This window comes from Herbaspirillum sp. alder98, assembly GCF_020179755.1.
In the GTDB taxonomy this organism is placed as follows: Bacteria; Pseudomonadota; Gammaproteobacteria; order Burkholderiales; family Burkholderiaceae_D; genus Herbaspirillum.
The window spans coordinates 65,904-88,087 of sequence record NZ_JAIUCY010000011.1; the positions used below are offsets into that span (position 1 = coordinate 65,904).

Sequence of the window (22,184 nt, forward strand, 5' to 3'; positions counted from 1 at the left end):
GATGCGAATACGGGTTTTTCAGGTCAGGTTGTCGACATCAGGCTTTCGTTTTGCCGGTGGCAGCCTCCAGCAGCGCGTGGCATTCGTCCTCGTGGGCGCTGATCTCGGCCAGCGTCACTTCCAGGTCTTCGCGCTGGCGTTCGAGCTTGTCGCGGTGCTGCTGCAATACGCCCAGGAAGCTTTGCAACTGCGTCACGGTGTCCTTGGGCGACTCGTACATGTCGATCAGGTCCTTGATCTCGGCCAGCGTGAAGCCGAGTCGCTTGCCGCGCAGCGTCAGCTTCAGGCGCGTGCGCTGGCGCGCCGGGTAGACCCGGTTGCGTCCGCCGGCGCCCTCGCGCTTGGGGTTCAGGATGCCGTGGTCTTCATAGAACCGGATCGCGCGCGGCGTGATGTCGAATTCTTCGGCCAGTTCGGTGATGGTGTAGGTAGGCATGAGCTTCGGCTATGGACAGCGGGCAACGGACACGGGTAGCGTCAAGGCGGTGCTGGCACTTTACGTTAACGTAAAGTATATTGCCCTTCTGCGTCCAGTGAAAAATGCGGGGCGCCTCTTCGATTCTCTGTCCAGGATGTGCATGAACGCTCTTGAATCCCAGCTTGATTACGTTTTTGGTGAACAACTGCCCGAGCCCGGCGCCGTCATCGAGGTCGCGCCCGGCGTGCGCTGGTTACGCATGGTCCTGCCCTTTGCGCTGAACCACATCAATCTGTGGTTGCTCAGGGATCAGGTGGACACCCCGCAGGGCCTGCGTGAAGGCTGGACCGTGATCGACTGCGGCATTGCCACCGAGGCCACCCGCCAGGCGTGGGAGACGGTGTTTGCCAATGAACTCGACGGTTTGCCGATCCTGCGGGTGCTGGTTACGCATTGCCATCCTGATCACGTCGGCCTGGCCGACTGGCTGTGCCGCCGCTGGCAGGCGCCGTTGCTGATGAGTACCGGTGAATACGCCTTCGCTCGCGTGATGTCGGCGGCGCTGCCCGGCGCCGAGGGGACGGCGGCGACGCCGCATTTCCGACGGCATGGCCTGGTCGACCCGGAGGTCGTGGCTACCCTGCAGGGGCGCAACAGTTATTACCAGGAGTTGGTGCCGGCGGTGCCGGTAGCCTATGTGCGCCTGCAGGATGGAGACTCGATACGTATCGGCGGCCACGATTGGGAAATCATCACCGGCTTCGGCCATTCGCCCGAACACGTCTCGCTGCATGCGCGATCATTGGGCGTGCTGATCTCGGGCGACATGGTGTTGCCGCGCATCTCGACCAATGTCTCGGTATTTGCCATCGAGCCCGAAGCCGATCCGGTGCGCCTGTATCTGGAGTCGTTGCGCAAGTACGCGCATGTGGCCGCCGATATCCTGGTGCTGGGTTCGCACGGCAAGCCATTTCGCGGACTGCATACGCGCATTGCCCAACTGGAAGAACACCATCGCCTGCGTCTGGGCGAAGTGCTGGAGGCATGCGCCACGCCCAAGACCGGCGTCGATATCCTGCCGGTGCTGTTCAAGCGCGCACTCGATACGCATCAGCTCAGTTTTGCGCTGGGCGAATCGGTGGCGCACCTGCATATGCTCTGGTACCAGGGCAAGTTGCGGCGCTCGCTGGATGCGGATGGGGTGTATCGGTTTGTGGCGGTGTGAACAGCGATAAAAAAAGCCCTGCCGCAGTAATGCCGGCAGGGCTTTTCGTAAGACGCTGACGTTCAGCCAGCCTTCTTCTTCAATTCGCGTTCTTCCTTCTGCAGCTTGGTCTTGATGCGGTTGCGCTTGAGCGGCGACAGGTATTCGACAAACACCTTGCCCTCGAGGTGATCCATCTCGTGCTGGATGCATACCGCCAGCAGATCGTCGGCCTCGACCTCGAAGCTCTGGCCGTCGGCGTCCTGGGCGCGCACCTTGACGCGCGCCGGGCGCTCGACGCCATCGTAGATGCCGGGCACCGACAGGCAGCCTTCGTCATAGACGCGCTTTTCATCACTGGCCCACACCACTTCGGGATTGATGAACACGCGCAATTCGCGACCTTCGTCGGAGACGTCGATGACGATCACCCGCTCGTGCACATCGATCTGCGTGGCGGCCAGGCCTACGCCCGGCGCGTCGTACATGGTCGCGGCCATGTCGGCCACCAGGGTCTTGATGCGTTCGTCGAAGACGGTAACCGGCTTGGCAATCTTGTGCAGCCGGGGATCGGGATAACGGAGGATAGGGAGCAGGGCCATACGCGGTGCAATAGTGTTCAGACTTGGGGTATCAGTAATAAGGCTCTCCGGGCTCGCGCGATAGCGAGCGCCGGGCGAATTCTTTTCTGGATGATTTTCAAAATTGGGGCTTCATCGCCCGCTTCAAGCGCGACAGCGACAAAATCGGTTTTCGCCGCTGGCAAGCGTCAATGCTGGCGCCAGGTGCGAAAAGTGTAGCACAGCGCCACCGCGGCGATCCGTCCGATGACCTCTCCAGGAGCAAACCATGACGTTGCAAATCAGCCACTGCGCTGGCGACGAAGACCCCGCTGCGCTGGCCGCCTGGTTGCGCCTGGTACTGATCGATGACCTGGGCAATGCCGCCTGTCGCCGCCTGCTGGGCCGCTTCGGTCTGCCGGGGCAGGTCTTGCGTGCACCTAAGGCTGCGCTGCGCGAGCTGGTGCCGCCGCGCCTGGTCCAACTTCTGTGTGCGCAACCGGGGCCGGCGCTGCGGGCGCGCATCAACGCTGCCCTGGCGTGGGCGGCGCAGCCCGGCCATACCATCCTGACGCTGGCCGATGCGGCTTACCCGCCGTTGCTGTTGAGCATCCCTGACCCACCGCTGCTGCTCTATGTGCGTGGTCGCGTCGGCCTGTTGCAGGCTACTGCGGTGGCGGTGGTCGGCAGCCGCAACGCCACGCGTCAGGGCGTCGAACACGCGACGCGCTTCTCGGCCGAGCTGGGGCGGGCCGGGGTGACGGTGGTGTCCGGGCTGGCGCTGGGCATCGATGCGGCGGCGCATGCCGGGGCGCTGGGCGAGCGCGGTTCGACCGTGGCGGTGATCGGCACCGGTATCGATATTGACTATCCCGCAGCCAACCGGGCGCTGGCCGGGCGGATTGCCAGCGCAGGCTGCATCGTCAGCGAGTATGCGCTCGGCACGCCGCCGCTGGCGCACCACTTCCCGCAGCGCAACCGGCTGATCTCGGGCCTGGCCCGGGCAGTGCTGGTGATCGAGGCGGCGGCGCAGTCAGGCTCACTGATCACCGCGCGACTGGCCGCCGAGCAGGGACGCGACGTGTTTGCCTTGCCGGGGTCGATCCATTCGCCGCTGGCCAAGGGCTGCCACCAGTTGATTCGCGAGGGCGCCAAGCTGGTTGAAACCACGCGCGACATCATCGACGAATTGCCGCCGCACCTGCTCGTCGCGGCGGCGCGGGAATCAGTTGATTGCCAGTCTGACAATGTTGCCGTCGGTGAGGTCGTCCTCGGTGTCGATGCCGAACTTGTCATGCAGGCAATCGGTCATGATCCGGTCGATGGCGATACGCTGGCGGCACGTTGCGCATTGGGTTCGTCGCGCCTGGCCGAGGCGCTGTTGACGCTGGAACTGGAGGGACGCATCGAGATGTTGCCAGGAGCGCATTATCGTCGCCTGGGGTGACCAAAATTGCGCCCCGTGACGACCAAATTCCTGCCATACTGGACCAACTGACTTGTGCATTCATACCCTTCGCGATAGAGTAGAGCCATGTTTGATGTCCTCGTTTACCTGTACGAAACCTACTATCGCCCGGATGCCTGCCCCGAACCGGAGGCCCTGGTCAAGAAGTTGTCCGCGATCGGTTTCGAAGAAGACGAAATCTCGCAGGCGCTTGGATGGCTGACCGATCTCGAGGTCGCCAACCACGATTTCGCCGACCGTTACCCCAAGCAAACCGCGTTTTCCTTTGGCACCCGTGTCTACGTGCGCCAGGAAACCGACGTGCTCGGCGTCGACGCAGTGGGCTTCATCCAGTTTCTCGAATCGGCCAAGATGCTCGACGGCATGCAGCGCGAGATCGTCATCGAGCGCGCCCTGGCCGCCGGCGAAGTGCCGATCACACTCGAAAAGCTGAAGGTGATCGTGCTCATGGTGTTGTGGAGCCAGGGCAAGGAACCGGACGGCCTGATGTTCGAAGAGCTGTTCCTCGACGAAGACGACAACGAGCCGCGCCTGTTACATTGAGATCACCCTCTCTCCGGGCCGCCCCCACGCGCTCTTATCTTGCTGTAAAACCAACTTCAATGCCGGATAACCTCTGCTGGAGGTTTTTCGCGCTTGCCGTTTCATTTGCAACACGCTTATCATTCCCCCGCATTGGCCGGTAATTGGCTACGATATAAGATTCCGTTGTCCACAGGCAATGAAGGCGCCGTTCGCGTCGGCCTGGACGACATGGAGTTGTTTCGCGCAAGAGCGGCCCCAGATGACCGTCGTCATCCGCGTAGACACTTCAGCAACCGACCTGTCCCTAGAGACCCATACCTATGAGCAAGACCCTCATCATTGCCGAGAAGCCTTCTGTCGCGAACGATATCGCGAAGACGCTCGGTGGCTTTACCAAGCACGATGAGTATTTCGAATCAGACGAATTCATCCTGTCGTCGGCCGTCGGCCACCTGCTCGAGATCGCAGTCCCAGAAGAATATGACGTCAAGCGCGGCAAGTGGAGCTTTACCCACCTGCCGATGATCCCGCCGCATTTCGCGCTCAACCCGATCGCCAAGACCGAGTCGCGCCTGAAGGTGCTGGCCCGGCTGATCAAGCGCAAGGACGTCACGACCCTGATCAACGCCTGTGACGCGGGCCGCGAAGGGGAGTTGATCTTCCGTCTGATTGCCCAGTACACCAAGGCCAAGCAGCCGGTGAAACGGCTGTGGCTGCAGTCGATGACGCCGGGCGCGATTCGTGATGGTTTCGCGCGCCTGCGCGACGACGAAGAAATGATGCCGCTGGCCAATGCCGCCCGTTGCCGCAGCGAGGCCGACTGGCTGATCGGCATCAACGGCACCCGCGCCATGACGGCCTTCAATTCGAAGGAAGGCGGGTTCTACCTGACCACCGTGGGTCGGGTGCAGACGCCGACGCTGTCGATCGTGGTCGAGCGCGAAGAGAAGATCAAGAAGTTCGTCTCGCGCGACTACTGGGAAGTGCACGGCGAATTCGTGTGCGCCGCCGGCATCTACAAGGGCCGCTGGCTGGACCGCGCCCACAAGAAGGATGAAGGCGACGCCGAGAAGCGTCCCGAGCGCCTCTGGAGCCAGGCCGCTGCCGACTCGGTGGTGGCGGCATGCCGTGGCAGGCAGGGCACCGTCACCGAAGAGTCCAAGCCGACCACGCAGATGGCGCCGGCGCTGTTCGACCTGACCAGCCTGCAGCGCGAAGCCAACTCGCGCTTCGGCTTCTCGGCCAAGAACACGCTGGGCCTGGCCCAGGCGCTGTACGAAAAGCACAAGGTGCTGACGTATCCGCGTACCGACTCGCGCCACCTGCCCGAGGACTACATCAGCACCGTCAAGGACACGATGGAGGCGCTGTCGGAGAACAATAACTACCACCAGTTCTCCAAGCAGATCCTCAAGCAAGGCTGGGTCAAGCCCAACAAGCGCATTTTCGACAACACCAAGATCAGCGATCACTTCGCCATCATCCCGACCCCGCAGGTGCCCAAAAACCTGTCCGAGCCCGAGCAGAAGCTGTATGACCTGGTGACGCGCCGGTTCATGTCGGTGTTCTTCCCGGCGGCCGAGTTCCAGGTCACTACGCGCTATACCGAAGTCTCCGGACATCAGTTCAAGAGCGAGGGCAAGGTGATGATCAACGCCGGCTGGCTGGCCATCTACGGCAAGGATGTCGAGAAGGAAGACAGCAAGGAAGAGGGCAAGGAAGGCAATGGCAACCTGGTGGCAGTGGCCCCCGGCGAGAAGGTGCAGACCGACAAGGTGGTGGCCAATGCGATGGTCACCAAGCCGCCTGCCCGCTACAGCGAAGCGACGTTGCTGTCGGCCATGGAAGGCGCCGGCAAGCTGGTCGATTCCGACGAACTGCGCGAAGCGATGGCCGGCAAGGGCCTGGGCACGCCAGCCACGCGCGCGGCCATCATCGAAGGCTTGCTGAACGAAAAATACCTGCTGCGCGAAGGCCGCGAGATGATGCCCACGGCCAAGGCGTTCCAGTTGATGACGCTGCTGCACGGCCTGGGCGTGGACGAACTGACCGAACCCGAACTGACCGGCGAATGGGAACACAAGCTGGCGCAGATGGAGCGTGGCAAGATCAGCCGTGAAGAGTTCATGCGCGAGATCGCGCAGATGACCCAGATCATCGTCAAGCGCGCCAAGGAATACGACAACGACACCATTCCCGGCGACTACGCCACGTTGCAGACGCCGTGCCCGAATTGCGCAGGCGTGGTGAAAGAGAACTACCGTCGTTTCGCGTGTACCAAGTGCGAATTCTCGATGACCAAGGTACCTGGTGGACGCCAGTTCGAGATCGCCGAGGTCGAAGAGCTGCTGAAGAACCGCACCATCGGTCCGTTGCAGGGCTTCCGTTCGAAGATGGGCCGGCCGTTCGCCGCCATCCTCAAGATTTCGCGTGATGAAGAGATCAAGAACTACAAGCTCGAGTTCGACTTTGGCCAGGACCAGGCCGAAGGCGAGGGCGGCGAGCCGGTCGATTTCAGCGAGCAGACCCCGCTGGGTCCGTGCCCCAAGTGCGCCAGCGGCGTCTACGAAATGGGCCTGGCCTATGTCTGCGAGAAGACCGTCGCCAAGCCCAAGGCGTGTGATTTCCGCAGCAGCCGCATCATCCTGCAGCAAGAGATCCTGCCCGAGCAGATGACCAAGTTGCTGGGCGAAGGCGGCAAGACCGACCTGCTGCCGGGCTTTATCTCGCAACGCACGCGACGCCCGTTCAAGGCGTTTCTGGTGCGTGGCAAGGATGGCAAGGTCAGCTTCGAGTTCGAGGAACGCAAGGCCAAGGTGCCCAAGGGCAAGGCCGCAGCAGCTGCCGATGATGATGGCGCCGATGAGGCGACGGCCAAGCCGGCCGCCAAGAAGGCCGCGGCCAAGAAACCCGCCGCCAAGACGGCTGCCAAGAGCGCCGTCAAGAAACCGGCGGCAGCCAAGAAGCCAGCATTGAAGAAGGCGACGCCGAAGAAGGCTGCCAGCACCTGATGTTGATGCTGCTGCAAAACGAAAAAACCTCGCCATTGTTGGCGAGGTTTTTTTTTCGACTGACATAGATGTACTGGCCAAGTCGCTGGGTCCCGGCCTGCGCCGGGACGACCGGCCAGGTTTAACCGTCGTTCTTGCGCAGGCAGGAATCCTGCGTCTTGCAGCGGGCCCAGCGACTCAACCGTAGATGATCGTCAGCGGCGAGTGATCCGAGAAGCGCTGTTCCTTGTAGATCGACGCCGCACGGGCGGTGGCGGCAATGCCGGGGGTTGCCACGTGATAGTCGATGCGCCATCCCACGTTGTTGGCCCAGGCCTGACCCCGGTTGCTCCACCAGGTGTAGGCGTCGCCCGTGGTCTCGGGGTGCAACAGGCGATAGACGTCAACTAGTCCCAGCTTCTCGAAGATGTGCGTCATCCAGGCGCGTTCTTCGGGCAGGAAGCCGGAGTTCTTCTGGTTGCTCTTCCAGTTCTTCAGATCGATTTCCTTGTGGGCGATGTTCCAGTCGCCGCAGATGACGATCTCGCGCCCGCTTTGCTTCAGTTCCATCAGGTGCGGCAGGAACACTTCCATGAAACGGAACTTGGCCAGCTGGCGCTCGTCGCTCGATGAGCCCGACGGGGCGTACAGCGAGATCACCGTGAGGTCGCCGAAGTCGCATTCGACATAGCGGCCCTCGGCGTCGAATTCGGTGTTGCCGAAACCGATGCGGATGGCATCCGGTTCGCGCTTGCTGTACACGCCCACGCCCGAATAGCCCTTCTTTTCGGCATAGTGGAAGTGACCGACGTAGCCCTCGGGCGTGAGGAACTGCTCGGTCATGTCGGCCGCTTGCGCCTTGAGTTCCTGCACGCAGACGAAGTCGGGCGACTCTTTCTGCAGCCATTCGAAGAAACCTTTTTTGGCGGCGGAGCGGATGCCGTTGAGATTGGCGGAAACAATTTTTGGCATGTTCTATCCTGCAAAGTGAGGCCGGTAGCATAACCGATAGGGCGATTCATTTAAAATATCGCCCTGATCACGTCGCGCCGGTTTTGCTGCAAGGCAAGCCATCGCGCGACGGCTTGTCGATTTCACTTTTCCCCGGGAATGCATTTTGAGCAACTTGAGACAGGAATTCATCGAATTCGCCGTGTCGGCGGGCGTGCTGCGCTTTGGTGAGTTCGTCACCAAGGCCGGTCGTACCTCGCCTTACTTCTTCAATGCCGGCCTGTTCAGCGAGGGCGCGACCCTGGCCCAGGTGGCGCGCTTCTATGCGCAGACGCTGGCCGAGGCCGGCGTCGACTACGACATGCTGTTCGGCCCCGCCTACAAGGGCATCACCCTGGCCTCGGCCACCGCCGTGGCGTTGGCCGGCATGGGCCGCAACGTGCCATTCGCCTTCAACCGCAAGGAAGCCAAGGACCATGGCGAAGGCGGCACCATCGTCGGCGCCAAGCTGCAGGGCAAGGTCGTCATCATCGACGACGTGATCTCGGCCGGCACCTCGGTGCGCGAATCGGTGGACATGATCCGTGCCGCCGGCGCCACGCCCTGCGCGGTCCTGATCGCGCTGGATCGCATGGAACGCTCCGGCAAGGACGGCGCGCTCTCCGAGCTGTCGGCCGTGCAGGAAGTCGCGCGCGAGTACGGTATGCCCGTGATCTCGATCGGCAACCTCAACGACCTGTTCGATTACATCTCGACCGGCGCCGACGCCCAGATCCTGCAGCACAAGGATGCGGTAGCCGCTTACCGCACCCGTTACGGCGTTTGAGCAGAACGTCGACACATGAAAAATGGCTGCATCCTGACGATGCAGCCATTTTTTTTCGATGCCTGAAGCTGGATACCGAGACCCGTCGTTGCCGATGGTTACGGTTACAGCGGCCGGATCACTCCTTCGGTGTCGCGTCGTTGCAGGCGGTCATCGAGTTCGCCCACCTGGGCCGCCACCGCATTCTCGGTCTGCTCGACGCGCAGGCTGATGTCCTTCTGCAGCGCATCGAGTCGTTGCGCGATCAGCGTCTGCTGCTCGACCTGGCGCCGGTTGAGTTGCTCCATCTCACTCTTGAGATAGCCGCGCAGGTCGGTAAAGCGCGACTGCTCGGCCTGGTCGGCCAGGTCGCGCTGGGTTTGCAATTGCTTGGTCAGGCGTCGGCTTTCGAGTAGCACGCTGGTCTGCAACGCCAGGATGTAGAGCAAAAAGAACGCCGTCAGCACCACGATCACCCCCAGCATCACCACGCCCAAAGGCGCCTGGAAGTCGGTATAGATCAGCGACAGCGTGGTCGGGGCGATGAAGGCGGTCCAGTTGACCGCCGCGAAAATGGCCACCAGTGCCAGCAGCACCACCAGGAAAATGGTTCGAAATCGCATTTGCAGCCTCTCTTGTTCGGTTTATGTGCATGAACCGATTGGACTGCCGCCGAGAGACGATGTTCCTGATAGTCACTCTGACAACTAAATTATCAGGTTGATATCAGCGTGGCACATCGCCTTCGACGGTGGTGCGATAGAGGGTGCGGCGCAGGTGTTGCGGCGTGATGGCGGCGTAGTGCTGGGTGCTGCGGTTATCCCAGAACACCATGTCGTGCGCCTGCCACTTATGGGTATAGACGTTCTCGGGGCGAGTGATGTGGGCATGCAGCTGCTTGAGCAGTTCGTCGCTTTCATCGCGCGCAATGCCGACGATATGCGAGGTGAAGCCCTCGCTGACGAACAGGATCTTGCGGCCGCTCTCGGGGTGGGTGGTGATCACCGGATGCTCCACCGGCGGCACTTCGTCGATCTGTTTCTGCGTCAACTCGGGCCGCCACGGCGACAGCTTGCGCAGGCGCTCATAGCGATACACGTAAGAGTGGACGGCAGTTTTGCCTTCCAGTAATTTCTTGATCTCGAGCGGCAGCGTGTCGTAGGCATTGGCCGTATTGGCGTACAGCGTGTCGCCGCGCTCGGTGGGCAGCTCCTGCGAATGCAGCAGCGCGCCCAGGCTGGGCTTGGGCATGTACGACAGGTCCGAATGCCAGTCGGCACCGGCGTCGACCAGGCCGATCGGCTTGCCGTTCTCGACCACGTTGGACACGATCAGGATCTCGGGATAATTCTGGAGGTGGAAGCGATTCAGCACGTGCACCTGCAGCGGGCCGAAGCGGCGGCTGAAGTCCACATGCTGCTGCGGCGTGATGCGCTGGTCGCGAAACACCACCACGCCATGCGCCACCAGCGCCGCGCGCAGGTCGGCCAGCTGGTCGTCGGCCACCGGCAGATCCAGGTCGAGGCCGATCACTTCGGCGCCCAACGGGCCCCCCAATGGACGGATTTCGAAGGATTGGCGTGAACCCGGCGCCCGGGTGCGTTCCAGTGTATCGACCGACATGCGTGCTCCTGTGTGCAAAGGCTGAGCTGTCGGCATGTGCCCGGCAGCTAAAAACACTTATTACACACCCGGGCCATCGGCGGGACAACGAACAAGAACGCATATTCTTATGCACGCAGTGTTGTTGGTCGGGCACGGATCATGATCATCCGGCAACCCCGGGTGGCGCGCCTTGATGCAGGACAACACGCATAAAAAAACCGCTTCCGGAGAAGCGGTTTCTGTCATGCCGGACGGGCCTCGTTCAACCCGCCAGTTTCTTGCGCAGCAACTCGGTCAGCTGGGCCGGGTTGGCCTTGCCGCGGCTGGCCTTCATGGCCTGGCCGATCAGGGCATTGATGGCTTGCTCCTTGCCGGCGCGGAACTCGGCCACCGACTTTTCGTTGGCCGCCAATACCTGGTCGACAATCGCTTCCAGGGCGCCGCTGTCGGAAATCTGCTTCAGGCCCTTGGCTTCGATGATGTCATCGGCCAGCGATTCCTTGTCGGACTTCGCTTCCCACATGCCGGCGAAGACTTCCTTGGCGATCTTGTTGGAGATCGTGCCATCGGCGATGCGCTTCAACAGCAGCGCAAACTGGGTGGCCGACACCGGGGCATCGGCGATGTCGGTGTCTTCGCGGTTGAGGGTCGAGGCAAAGTCGCCCATCAGCCAGTTCGCGGCAGGCTTGGCCTGTTCGCGACCGGCTGCGCTCACCACTGCCTCGAAATAGGCGGACACGCCCTTGGACTGCGTCAGCACCATGGCATCGTATTCGGGCAGCGCATAGTCTTGCGCGAAGCGCTCGCGCATGGCCGCCGGCAACTCGGGCAAGGTGGCCTTGACGCGGTCAATCCAGTCCTGGGCGATCACCAGCGGCGGCAGGTCGGGATCGGGGAAGTAGCGGTAGTCCTGCGCGTCTTCCTTGCTGCGCATCGAGCGGGTTTCCTTGCGGTCCGGATCGTACAGGCGGGTCTCCTGCACCACCGTGCCACCGTCCTCGATCAGCTCGATCTGGCGTCGCACTTCGAAGTTGATCGCCTCTTCCATGAAGCGGAACGAGTTGAGGTTCTTGATTTCGCAGCGGGTGCCGAACTCGGCCTGGCCCACCGGGCGCACCGAGACGTTGGCGTCGCAACGGAACGAGCCTTCCTGCATGTTGCCGTCGCAGATGCCCAGCCAGACCACCAGCGAGTGCAAGGCCTTGGCGTAGCCGACCGCTTCGGCGGCGCTGCGCATCTCGGGCTCGGTGACGATCTCCAGCAGCGGCGTGCCGGCGCGGTTCAGGTCGATGCCGGTCATGCCCTGGTAGTCCTCGTGCAGCGACTTGCCTGCGTCTTCCTCGAGGTGGGCGCGGGTCAGGTTGATGGTCTTGAATTCGGTCTTGCCATCCTTCTCGACGGCGAAGGTGAGCGTGCCGCCCTGGACCACCGGAATCTCGAACTGGCTGATCTGGTAGCCCTTGGGCAGGTCAGGATAAAAGTAATTCTTGCGCGCGAACACCGAGCGCGGCGAGATGGTCGCGCCGATGGCCAGGCCGAACTCGATGGCGCGTTCGACCGCGCCCCGGTTCAGTACCGGCAACACGCCCGGCAGGGCCAGGTCGACCGGGCTGGCCTGGGTGTTGGGTTCGGCGCCGAACTGGGTCGAGGCGCCGCTGAAGATCTTGGATTGGGTCGAAAGCTGCGTGTGCGTTTCGAGGCCGATGACGACTTCCCACTGCATGATGTTGTCCTTGCGAATAATCTGTTAGTCCGATGGGCGAGCGGGATTAGACCGGTTCCTTCAGGTGCCAGTCGGTCGCCTGCTGGAAGCGGTGCGCCACATTGAGCAGGCGCGCCTCGTCGAAGTAATTGCCGATGATCTGCAACCCGACCGGACGGCGCCCGTTCTTGTCGCCCTGGCCGAAGCCGCAGGGGATCGACATGCCGGGCAAGCCGGCCAGGCTGGTCGACAGCGTGAAGATGTCGGCCAGGTAGTTGGCCACCGGATCGTCGGCCTTGTCGCCCAGGTCCCAGGCCACCGTGGGCGAGACCGGGCCCATGATGACGTCGCACTGGCGGTTGGGACCGGCCAGCGCATCCTGGAAGTCTTGCGCGATCAGGCGGCGGATCTTTTGCGCCTGCAGGTAGTAGGCGTCGTAATAGCCGTGCGACAGCACATAGGCGCCGACCAGGATGCGGCGCTTGACCTCGTCGCCGAAACCTTCGGCGCGCGATTTCTTGTACATGTCGGCCAGGTCGCCATAGCTGGCGGCGCGGTGGCCATAGCGCACGCCGTCGAAACGCGACAGGTTCGACGAAGCCTCGGCCGGGGCGATCACGTAATAGACCGGGATCGACAGCTCGGTCTTGGGCAGCGAGATATCGACCAGGGTCGCGCCCAGCTTTTCGTACTCGGCCAGTGCCGCCCGCACCGCCTGCTCGACGTCGGCGGCCAGGCCGGCGCCGAAGAATTCGCGCGGCACGCCGATGCGCAGGCCCTTCAGGTCGTCGTTGAGGGAGCGGGTGAAGTCTTCCTTCGGGCGTTCAAGGCTGGTCGAGTCGCGCTGGTCGAAGCCGGTCATGGCGTTGAGCAGCAGGCCGCAGTCTTCGGCCGTCTTGGCGATCGGGCCGCCCTGGTCGAGCGACGAGGCGAAGGCGATCATGCCGAAGCGCGACACGCTGCCGTAGGTCGGCTTGATGCCGGTGACGCCGCACAGGGACGCCGGCTGGCGAATCGAACCGCCGGTGTCGGTGGCGGTGGCCGCCGGCGCCAGGCGTGCGGCGACTGCGGCGGCCGAGCCGCCCGAAGAGCCGCCGGGCACGGCCAGCTTGTCCCACGGATTCTTGACCGGACCGAAGTAGGAGTTCTCGTTACCCGAGCCCATGGCGAACTCGTCGCAGTTCAACTTGCCCAGCGTGACCGTGCCGGCCGCGTTGAACTGATCCACGACGGTCGCATCGAACGGGCTCACGTAGTTTTCGAGCATCTTCGAGCCGGCGGTGGTGCGCCAGTTGCGGGTCACGAAGATGTCCTTGTGGGCAATCGGGATGCCGGTAAGGGGGCCGGCGTCATTGCCCGCCAGTCGGGCGTCGGCGGCGCGTGCCTGCGCCAGCGTCAGGTCGCGGTCGACGTGCAGGAAGGCATTCAGGTCGCTCTGGCCGATGCGGTCCAGGAACAGCGTGGCCAACTCGGTGGCCGAAATCTTGCGCGCCTGCAGTTGCGCGGACAATTCTTTGAGGGTGAGCTTGTGCATGGAATGAAAGTATCGCTGCGTAAGAGGAGAGCGGTGGCGGCGCCCCGGTGGGCGCCGGCCAGTCGATTATTCGATCACCTTGGGCACCAGGTACAGGCCGTCCTGGGTGGCCGGCGCCGGTTGCTGGTAGTCGTCGCGGCGATTCGGCTCGGTCACCTTGTCTTCGCGCAGGCGCAGGGCCAGTGCCGGTTCAATGGCGGCAATCGGATGCGACAGCGGCTCGACACCGGTGGTGTCGACAGCCTTCAACTGTTCCACCAGCGAAAAGATGCCGTTGAGCTTGTCCAGTGTCTGGCCAGCCTCGGCTTCGGTCAATTCGAGACGGGCCAGGTTGGCAATGCGTTTAACGTCGGAAAGGGCTAGTGACATGATCAAATGGCGCTCTTGGGCGCTGCAGGGTGTTGAGAGGGGCGCCGCCGCAGGCCCGGAGCCGCCTGTACAGTGGCGCTCCAGCGGCATGGCCGGGCGGGTTCCGAAGGATCTGGATTCAGGGAATTCGACCATATCTTCCAGGTCCTGCGACTTTACAGTCGAAAAGACTGCAAAGCCGCGCCAGATGGCCTCGAAAGGCGGCGATTTTTGGCAGTTCCGGCTGCTGGTATCCTCGAGATTATAAGGTAGAATGTTGGGTTAATGCCTTGCGGGCGCCGGTTTTTCGTGTCGCCGCAGTCATGAAAGAACATCCCCCCCTATTAAAAAGCTAGGCGCCCTGTGTGGGCGCATCAGGACAATTCATGTTTGGATTTTTGCGTAGTTATTTTTCTAACGATCTGGCGATCGACCTGGGTACGGCCAACACGCTGATCTATGTGCGTGGCCAGGGCATCGTGCTGGACGAGCCTTCGGTGGTGGCGATTCGTCAGCAGGGCGGTCCCAACGGCAAGAAAACCATCCAGGCCGTCGGCAAGGAAGCCAAGCAGATGCTGGGCAAGGTGCCGGGCAACATCGAGGCGATTCGCCCGATGAAGGATGGCGTGATTGCCGACTTCACCGTCACCGAGCAGATGCTGAAGCAGTTCATCCGCATGGTGCACGACTCCAAGCTGTTCCGTCCTTCGCCACGCATCATCATCTGCGTGCCGTGCGGTTCGACCCAGGTCGAGCGCCGCGCCATTCGCGAATCCGCCCTGGGCGCCGGCGCATCGCAGGTCTACCTGATCGAAGAACCAATGGCCGCGGCCATCGGTTCCGGCCTGCCGGTGTCTGACGCTACCGGCTCGATGGTGGTCGACATCGGCGGCGGCACGACCGAAGTGGGCATCATCTCGCTGGGCGGCATGGTCTACAAGGGTTCGGTGCGGGTGGGCGGCGACAAGTTCGACGAAGCCATCGTCAACTACATCCGCCGCAACTACGGCATGCTGATCGGCGAGCAGACGGCCGAAGCGATCAAGAAGCAGATCGGTTCCGCCTTCCCAGGCTCCGAAGTCAAGGAAATGGAAGTCAAGGGCCGCAACCTGTCCGAAGGCATCCCGCGCTCGTTCACCATCTCCAGCAATGAAATCCTGGAAGCGCTGACCGATCCGCTGAACAACATCGTGTCGGCAGTCAAGAACGCGCTCGAGCAGACGCCTCCGGAGCTGGGCGCAGATATCGCCGAAAAGGGCATGATGCTGACTGGCGGCGGCGCGCTGCTGCGCGACCTGGACCGTCTGCTGATGGAAGAAACCGGCCTGCCGGTGATCGTGGCCGAAGATCCGCTGACCTGCGTGGTGCGTGGCTCGGGCATGGCGCTGGATCGCATGGACAAGCTGGGCTCGATCTTCTCGGCTGAGTAAGACACGGGTTGGCTGCCGGTGGCATTGCCACCGGCAGCCAGGTCATGCATGGATTTATTTGCCGGCTTTGGCGGCGGCTTTGGAAAAGACGTTACGGCTGATGGCGCCAGCGCAGGTATCGGCATCCATTTCCAGGAAGTTTCCGTTCTTGTCGAAGCCAAGTGCGAAGGGCTGTTGCTGGCCCAGCGTTACCTGGTATTGAAGGCATTCACCCTGGTCGGGCAGCTGCACACGTGTTTCGGGTGCCCCCATCTTGGTCAGCGTATGGCTTTTGCTGGGCGTGTCACCCAGTCGCGCATGCAGTTTGTCGCCATCCTTCATCGTGGTGTAGCCCTCGTAATAGGAGCATGCGCCCAGGGTGGTGATTATGGTCAGTCCGATGACCAAAAGAATTGCTGCTTTTTTCAAGAACTTCTCCTAAATGTTGTCAAAATGTGCCAAATTAAGTTGTTTTGGCGCAGCGGTTAGGAGGAAGGACAGGTCGATTGTTCCTGCAAGCGGCCACTTTCGCGAATATTTCGCTTGTGGGTAGAATTTGTTTGAGGCAACGGAAATGAAGGGTTCGGATGTCCCGCGTCAATCCTCAGTAGCAGGATGGACGGGGCCGGCCTGACGCATATGGAAATCCCTCCACTTTTCAAGCAGGGCGCTTCCGCCCGGGCCCGCGTGCTGGTCTTCGCGCTGTTATCGGTGATCATGCTGGTCGTCGACGCCCGCATGCAGGTGCTGGGCCGGGTGCGCCAGGCCGTCGGCGCTGTACTCTATCCTTTCCAGACGGTGGCCATGGTCCCGCGCGACGCGGCAGGCAAGGCCGCTGACTACTTCACTTCACTGACCATGCTGCAGCAGGAAAACCAGTCCCTGCGCCAGCAACAGATCGTCAATGCCCAGCTGATGCAGCACGAGCGGCTGCTGGCGGCCGAAAATGTCCAGTTGCGCAAGCTGCTCGACATGCAGCAGCGGGTGCCGGTGCAGTCGGTGGTGGGCGAGATCCTGTATGACGCGCGCGACCCGTTCACCCGCAAGGTCATTCTCAATCGTGGTTCGCAGCAGGGCGTGGTCGCAGGGCAGCCCGTGATCGACGACATCGGCATCGTCGGCCAGGTGACCCGGGTCTTTCCGTTCACCTCCGAAGTCACCCTGCTGACCGACAAGGACCAGGCGATTCCGGTTCAGGTGGTGCGCAACGGCTTGCGCAGCGTCGCCTACGGGCGCGGCCAGACCGGCGTGCTCGATTTGCGCTTCATGCCGGCCAATGCCGATATCCAGAAGGGCGACATGCTGGTCACCTCCGGCATCGACGGCATCTATCCGCCCGGACTGCGGGTGGCCACCGTGGCGCTGGTCGAGACCCGTTCCGCCGATTCCTTCGCCCGCATCGTCTGCCAGCCGCTGGCGGGCATCGACCGTCACCGCCAATTGCTGATCCTGCTGGTCGGGCAAGAGTCGGCGCCACGGCCCGAGCCTGAAACGGTCGACGCCAAGAGCGCCAAGCTGTTCAAGCGGCGCCTGCGCGACAGCACGCGCGACTCCAGCGCCGACGACGCCAACGCGACACCGAAGGACAACGTAAGCCAGGAGCGCAAGGGCGTGGCCAATCCCGCCGCTGCCGCCGCGCCTGCAGCCCCTGCCGCTGCGACGCCGGCTCCGGCCCCAGCCAGCACCGCCAAGCCGGCCGTCAAGGAAAGTACCCGATGAACGATCCGCACTACATCCTGTTGCCGGCCAACCCGTTGTTCATCGGGTTCACGCTGGTGGTGGCTTTCCTGCTCAACCTGATGCCCTGGGGGCAGATGGTCGGCGTGCCCGATTTCGTGGCGCTGGTGCTGGTGTTCTGGAACATCCACCAGCCGCGCAAGGTCGGCATCAGCATCGCCTTCATGATGGGCTTGCTGATGGATGTCAACGAAGCCACGCTGCTGGGCGAAAACGCCCTGGCCTACACCTTGCTGTCGTACTTCGCCATCATGATCCATCGCCGTGTGGCGTGGTTCCCGCTGCGCACCCAGGCGATGCATGTGCTGCCGCTGCTGCTGCTGGCGCAGGCGGTGCAACTGGTGGTGCAGTTGCTGGTGACCGGCAAGTTTCCGCACTGGTTCTATTTCAGCGAAAGCTTCGTGTCGGCGCTGCTCTGGCCGGTGGTGAGCTGGCTGTTGCTGGCCCCCCAGCGGCGCGCCATCAATCGTGACGAGAATCGTCCCATCTAAGCAGATAACCAGCGGCTTCGCATGACCGAATTCAAGAACACCGCACACGAGCTCAAGCTGTTCAGGCTGCGCCTGCTCGCGGTGAGCATGCTGGTGCTGTTTTGCTTCAGCCTGCTAGTAGCCCGTTTCCTGTGGCTGCAGGTGGTGCGGCACGACGCCTACGCCGCCCAGGCCGAAGAGAACCGCATCTCGGTGGTGCCGATCGTGCCCAATCGCGGCTTGATCCTGGACCGCAACGGCGTGGTGCTGGCGCGCAACTATTCGGCCTATACGCTCGAGATCACGCCCTCCAAGATCAAGGCCAACCTGGATGAGCTGATCGACGAACTGGGCACCCTGGTCGAGATCCAGCCGCGCGACCGGCGCCGCTTTCGGCGCCTGCAGGACGAGTCCAAGAACTTCGAGAGCATCCCGATCCGCACCCGCCTCACCGACGAAGAGGTGGCCAAGTTCACGGCGCAACGCTATCGTTTCCCCGGGGTCGAGGTGCAGGCCCGCCTGTTCCGCCAGTATCCCTATGGCAAGACCGCCGCGCACGTGATCGGCTATATCGGCCGCATCAGCCAGCGTGACGCCGAGCGGATCGCCGACTCGGACGACGAGGCCAACTACAACGGCACCGACTACATCGGCAAGGAAGGGGTGGAGAAGAGCTACGAAGCCCACCTGCACGGCACCACCGGCTACGAAGAAGTCGAGATCTCGGCCAGCGGCCGTGCCGTGCGTTCGCTATCGCGCACGCCCGCCACGCCCGGCAAGAACCTGATCCTGTCGATCGACATCGAACTGCAGAAGGTGGTGGAAGAAGCCTTCGGCGACCAGAAGGGCGCCCTGGTGGCGATCAATCCGGCCACCGGCGACATCCTGGCCTACGTCTCGCAACCGTCCTACGACCCCAACCTGTTCGTCGAAGGCATCGACCAGCAAAGCTGGGACGAGCTCAACAAGTCAATCGACCGCCCGCTGCTGAACCGTCCGCTGTCGGGCGTCTATGCGCCGGGCTCGACCTACAAGCCCTTCATGGCGCTGGCGGCGCTGGAACTGGGCAAGCGTCGCCCGCAGGATGCGATCCGCGATCCGGGCTTCTTCGTGCTGGGCAACCACCGCTTCCGGGACGACAAGGAAGGCGGCCACGGCGTGGTCGACATGTACCGCTCCATCGCCATCTCGTGCGACACCTATTACTACATGCTGGCTAACGACATGGGGGTCAACGCCATCCATGACTTCATGAAGCCGTTCGGCTTCGGCCAGATCACCGGCATCGACCTGGAGCATGAACGGCGCGGCATCCTGCCGTCCACTGAATGGAAACGCAACGCCTACAAGAAGCCCGAGCAGAAGCGTTGGGTCGCCGGCGACACGGTGTCGCTGGGCATTGGCCAGGGCTATAACAGCTTTACCCCGCTGCAGCTGGCGCAGGCGATGTCGATCCTGGCCAATAATGGCGTGGTGATGAAGCCGCACCTGGTCAAGATCATCGAGGATGGCGTCACCCATGAGCGCACCGAGACCGTGCCCAAGGAAAGCTACCGCATTCCGCTCAAGCAGGAGAACATCGACTTCATCAAGCGGGCGATGGTCGGCGTGGTTAAGGAAGGCACCGGCGTGAACGCCTTCCGTGGGGCGCCCTATGACTCGGGCGGCAAGACCGGCACCGCGCAGGTGGTCAACATCGCCAAGAACCAGAAGTACGATTCCAAGAAGCTCTCGCGCATCTATCACGACAATGGCCTGTACATCGGCTTCGCACCCGCCGATGCGCCGCGCATCGCGATCGCAGCCGTGGTCGAGAACGGTGGATGGGGCGCTGGCGTGGCCGCGCCGCTGGTGCGCAAGGCGATGGATTACTTCATGCTGGGCAAGCGCCCCAATGAACCGATCAAGTCGGTGGCGCCCGCCGAGCCGGTGACCGAAGCCCCCACCGAGGCCGCCGAAGACAGCAGCATCACCCCGACAGTCCCGCCGGACGTACCGCAGGACTGACATGCATCAACACCATTACCGCCTGGCGCTGTGCGCTGCGGACCAAGCAAGGGAGCCGGCATGAGCCTGCAACGACCCCCGCTGTGGCAAGTCATCAAGCCGCACCTGATCGTGTTTGACGGTGCGCTGTCGCTGATCGTGTTCCTGATCCTGTCGGTGGGCATCGTGACGCTCTACTCGGCCGGCATGAACTTCCCGGGCCGGGTCGAGGACCAGCTGCGCAACATCCTGATCGCCTTCATCGTCATGTGGGTCGCCGCCAACGTCTCGCCGCAGCTGCTGTTGCGGCTGGCGGTGCCGGTCTATACGGTGGGCGTGACCCTGCTTATCGCGGTGGCGCTGTTTGGCATCATCAAGAAGGGCTCGCGCCGCTGGCTCAACGTCGGCATGGTGGTGCAGCCGTCCGAGATCATGAAGATCGCCATGCCGCTGATGCTGGCCTGGTATTTCCAGAAGCGCGAAGGCATGTTGCGCTGGCACGCCTTTGTGGTGGCGGCGTTGCTGCTGCTGGTGCCGGCCTTCCTGATCATTCGCCAGCCTGACCTCGGTACCGGCCTGCTGGTGCTGGCCGCCGGGTTCTATGTGATCTTCTTTGCAGGCCTGTCCTGGAAGATCCTGGTGGCGCTGTTCGTGGCCGGCGCGGCCAGCCTGCCGGTGGTGTGGTCATTCCTGCACGACTACCAGCGCCAGCGCGTGATGATGCTGATCGACCCCACCTCGGACCCGCTGGGCAAGGGCTTCCACATCATCCAGTCGACCATCGCCATCGGTTCCGGCGGGGTGGCCGGCAAGGGCTGGCTGATGGGCACCCAGACCCACCTCGAATTCATCCCCGAACGCACCACCGACTTCATCTTCTCGGTCTACTCGGAAGAATTCGGCCTGATCGGCAACCTGGTGCTGCTGTTGCTGTACCTGCTGCTGATCGGGCGCGGCCTGATGATCGCGGCCAACGCGCCAACGCTGTTTACGCGGCTGCTGGCGGGCGCCATCACGATGATGTTCTTCACCTACGCCTTTGTGAACATGGGCATGGTCAGCGGCATCCTGCCGGTGGTGGGCGTGCCGCTGCCGTTCATGAGCTATGGCGGCACGGCCCTGGTGACGCTGGGGCTGGGGGCGGGCATATTGATGAGCATTCAACGGCACCGCAAGTTAGTCCAGACCTGAGGACTACCGGGCGGCTTGAACTTGGCTACTGACGAGTTGTCAGCCGTTGGGTAACGCGTTCTGGTATCGTGGCGAAAAAAATTCTGGCCGGACACATTGGCCTGCCCGCACAAGGATAGCAATGCGATCAATATCAATCGGACAATATTCGACCAGCGGCCAAGCCTTGCTGCGCCTGCTGGCGTTGGCCGTGCCGGTGTTGCTGGTGGCCTGCAGCAGCGCCCCGCCCCAGCAGGCGGCGCCGGTGGCCACACCGACACCGGCCAAGACCGCTGGCGCCAGCCGGCCTTCCAATGCGCCGGCCTTGCCGGCGGCAGGTTCCGGGCGTGGTGGTTATTACAAGGATGATGGTCCGGGCGACCATGTGCCGGACGGCTTGCTCGATGTGGCCGACGCCGAGCCGCAGGTCGAGCCGGTCTCGCGCGCGGCCAGCCGGCCCTATGCCGTCTTTGGCAAGACCTATGTGCCCATCACCGATACCCAGCCTTTCATCCAGCGTGGCATCGGCAGCTGGTACGGCAAGAAATTCCATGGCCAGAAGACGTCCTCGGGCGAGCTGTACGACATGTACAAGATGACCGCCGCCCACCCGACACTGCCGATTCCCTCGTATGCCCGAGTGACCAATCTCAAGACCGGCAAGCAGGTGATCGTGCGGGTGAACGACCGCGGCCCCTTCCATTCCAGCCGCATCATCGACCTGTCGTATACGGCGGCGCTGAAGCTGGGTTATCTCGGTACCGGCAGCAGTGAACTGGAAGTCGAACGGATCTTGCCTGAAGAGGCGCAGCGCATGTCGGAGGCGCGTCGCAACGGCAGCGTCACCAGCGTCGCCGGCGTCAGCACCGAACCGGTCAGCATTAATTCGGTCACGGCCCAGAACATGGCCCCGCAGCCCACCGTTGCAGCCGTGCAGCCCATCAATGCGACCACCAGCAGCAGCGCCAACGGCGCCGGACTGACCGGTGGCGGCGGCATCATCAATGCGGTGGCCAGCGGCTCGGCGCCATCGCCTGCGATGCCACAGGCGGTGCCTCTGTCGGCCGGCTATTACCTGCAGTTCGGCGCCTATTCGCAAGAAGCCAACGCGCTGGTGGCCCGCGACAAGTTGTTGCCGGGTCTGTCGGGCGTGATCGACAGCCTGCAGGCGGTGCAGGTCAACGGCCTCTATCGTCTGTATGCGGGCCCATACCCGACCCGCCCGGAAGCACAGAATGCGGCCATGCTGGTGCGTCAGCGCAGCGCCGGCACGCCCTTCATCGTCGAACGCTAGGACCCAGC

20 protein-coding genes are annotated in these 22,184 nt (G+C 62.8%); 11 read left to right on the plus strand and 9 right to left on the minus strand.

Going from position 1 to position 22,184, the window contains the following annotated elements; translation table 11 throughout:
• Window positions 1-37: 37 nt before the first annotated feature.
• Window positions 38-436 carry a MerR family transcriptional regulator gene (locus LBW87_RS20285; protein WP_225203281.1) on the minus strand — a complete coding sequence of 133 codons (399 nt, stop codon included), beginning with the start codon at window positions 434-436 and terminating at the stop codon, window positions 38-40.
• A 142-nt stretch (window positions 437-578) separates the two neighbouring features.
• On the opposite strand from LBW87_RS20285, the gene LBW87_RS20290 reads away from it, so the two are divergent.
• Window positions 579-1,643: an MBL fold metallo-hydrolase gene (locus LBW87_RS20290; RefSeq protein ID WP_225203282.1), complete on the plus strand. Its 1,065-nt coding sequence runs from the start codon at window positions 579-581 to the stop codon at window positions 1,641-1,643.
• A 62-nt stretch (window positions 1,644-1,705) separates the two neighbouring features.
• On the opposite strand, the gene def is transcribed toward LBW87_RS20290, so the two are convergent.
• A complete protein-coding gene (gene def, locus LBW87_RS20295) occupies window positions 1,706-2,224 on the minus strand; it encodes a peptide deformylase (protein WP_225203283.1) in 519 nt (172 codons plus the stop codon).
• A 247-nt stretch (window positions 2,225-2,471) separates the two neighbouring features.
• On the opposite strand from def, the gene dprA reads away from it, so the two are divergent.
• From dprA to LBW87_RS20310, 3 genes are all read left to right on the plus strand, one after another.
• A complete protein-coding gene (gene dprA, locus LBW87_RS20300) occupies window positions 2,472-3,629 on the plus strand; it encodes a DNA-processing protein DprA (RefSeq protein ID WP_225203284.1) in 1,158 nt (385 codons plus the stop codon).
• 87 nt (window positions 3,630-3,716) lie between these two features.
• Window positions 3,717-4,193 carry a DUF494 family protein gene (locus LBW87_RS20305; protein WP_008119943.1) on the plus strand — a complete coding sequence of 159 codons (477 nt, stop codon included), beginning with the start codon at window positions 3,717-3,719 and terminating at the stop codon, window positions 4,191-4,193.
• A gap of 302 nt (window positions 4,194-4,495) precedes the next feature.
• Window positions 4,496-7,186, plus strand: a complete 2,691-nt coding sequence (locus LBW87_RS20310; protein WP_225203285.1) for a DNA topoisomerase III — start codon at window positions 4,496-4,498, stop codon at window positions 7,184-7,186.
• Between the two features lie 177 nt (window positions 7,187-7,363).
• Here LBW87_RS20310 and LBW87_RS20315 read toward each other — a convergent pair whose 3' ends face one another.
• Window positions 7,364-8,137 carry an exodeoxyribonuclease III gene (locus LBW87_RS20315; protein WP_225203286.1) on the minus strand — a complete coding sequence of 258 codons (774 nt, stop codon included), beginning with the start codon at window positions 8,135-8,137 and terminating at the stop codon, window positions 7,364-7,366.
• 145 nt (window positions 8,138-8,282) lie between these two features.
• On the opposite strand from LBW87_RS20315, the gene pyrE reads away from it, so the two are divergent.
• Entirely contained in the window at window positions 8,283-8,942 is a 660-nt protein-coding gene (gene pyrE, locus LBW87_RS20320; protein ID WP_225203287.1) for an orotate phosphoribosyltransferase, read from the plus strand.
• Window positions 8,943-9,046: 104 nt separating this feature from the next.
• On the opposite strand, the gene LBW87_RS20325 is transcribed toward pyrE, so the two are convergent.
• The 5 genes from LBW87_RS20325 to gatC all read right to left on the minus strand — a co-directional run bounded on the left by LBW87_RS20325 (window position 9,047) and on the right by gatC (window position 14,131).
• On the minus strand, window positions 9,047-9,544 hold the full coding sequence (locus LBW87_RS20325; RefSeq protein WP_225203288.1) for a LapA family protein: 498 nt from the start codon (window positions 9,542-9,544) through the stop codon (window positions 9,047-9,049).
• 103 nt (window positions 9,545-9,647) lie between these two features.
• The gene (locus LBW87_RS20330) at window positions 9,648-10,544 is read right to left on the minus strand and encodes a TauD/TfdA dioxygenase family protein (protein ID WP_225203289.1); all 897 of its coding nucleotides are present in this window, start codon (window positions 10,542-10,544) and stop codon (window positions 9,648-9,650) included.
• Between the two features lie 244 nt (window positions 10,545-10,788).
• Window positions 10,789-12,249 (minus strand): Asp-tRNA(Asn)/Glu-tRNA(Gln) amidotransferase subunit GatB, encoded by a 1,461-nt coding sequence (gene gatB / locus LBW87_RS20335; protein WP_225203290.1) that lies wholly within the window; start codon window positions 12,247-12,249, stop codon window positions 10,789-10,791.
• 46 nt (window positions 12,250-12,295) lie between these two features.
• A complete protein-coding gene (gene gatA, locus LBW87_RS20340) occupies window positions 12,296-13,762 on the minus strand; it encodes an Asp-tRNA(Asn)/Glu-tRNA(Gln) amidotransferase subunit GatA (protein WP_225203291.1) in 1,467 nt (488 codons plus the stop codon).
• Between the two features lie 66 nt (window positions 13,763-13,828).
• Window positions 13,829-14,131 carry an Asp-tRNA(Asn)/Glu-tRNA(Gln) amidotransferase subunit GatC gene (gene gatC / locus LBW87_RS20345; protein ID WP_225203292.1) on the minus strand — a complete coding sequence of 101 codons (303 nt, stop codon included), beginning with the start codon at window positions 14,129-14,131 and terminating at the stop codon, window positions 13,829-13,831.
• 365 nt (window positions 14,132-14,496) lie between these two features.
• Between gatC and LBW87_RS20350 the strand changes: the two genes are divergently transcribed.
• A complete protein-coding gene (locus LBW87_RS20350; protein ID WP_008111709.1) occupies window positions 14,497-15,540 on the plus strand; it encodes a rod shape-determining protein in 1,044 nt (347 codons plus the stop codon).
• 54 nt (window positions 15,541-15,594) lie between these two features.
• Here LBW87_RS20350 and LBW87_RS20355 read toward each other — a convergent pair whose 3' ends face one another.
• On the minus strand, window positions 15,595-15,948 hold the full coding sequence (locus LBW87_RS20355; RefSeq protein WP_225203293.1) for a hypothetical protein: 354 nt from the start codon (window positions 15,946-15,948) through the stop codon (window positions 15,595-15,597).
• Window positions 15,949-16,158: 210 nt separating this feature from the next.
• Here LBW87_RS20355 and mreC point away from each other — a divergent pair, with 210 nt between their 5' ends.
• From mreC to LBW87_RS20380, 5 genes are all read left to right on the plus strand, one after another.
• Entirely contained in the window at window positions 16,159-17,238 is a 1,080-nt protein-coding gene (gene mreC, locus LBW87_RS20360) for a rod shape-determining protein MreC (RefSeq protein ID WP_225203294.1), read from the plus strand.
• Window positions 17,235-17,747: a rod shape-determining protein MreD gene (gene mreD, locus LBW87_RS20365; protein WP_225203295.1), complete on the plus strand. Its 513-nt coding sequence runs from the start codon at window positions 17,235-17,237 to the stop codon at window positions 17,745-17,747. The genes mreC and mreD overlap by 4 nt, the downstream gene beginning before the upstream one ends.
• Window positions 17,748-17,768: 21 nt before the next feature.
• Complete coding sequence (mrdA, locus tag LBW87_RS20370) at window positions 17,769-19,733, plus strand: penicillin-binding protein 2 (RefSeq protein WP_225203296.1); 1,965 nt, start codon at window positions 17,769-17,771, stop codon at window positions 19,731-19,733.
• Window positions 19,734-19,793: 60 nt separating this feature from the next.
• The gene (gene rodA, locus LBW87_RS20375; RefSeq protein ID WP_225203297.1) at window positions 19,794-20,903 is read left to right on the plus strand and encodes a rod shape-determining protein RodA; all 1,110 of its coding nucleotides are present in this window, start codon (window positions 19,794-19,796) and stop codon (window positions 20,901-20,903) included.
• A gap of 121 nt (window positions 20,904-21,024) precedes the next feature.
• The gene (locus LBW87_RS20380; protein WP_225203298.1) at window positions 21,025-22,176 is read left to right on the plus strand and encodes a septal ring lytic transglycosylase RlpA family protein; all 1,152 of its coding nucleotides are present in this window, start codon (window positions 21,025-21,027) and stop codon (window positions 22,174-22,176) included.
• The last annotated feature ends 8 nt before the right edge of the window (window positions 22,177-22,184 follow it).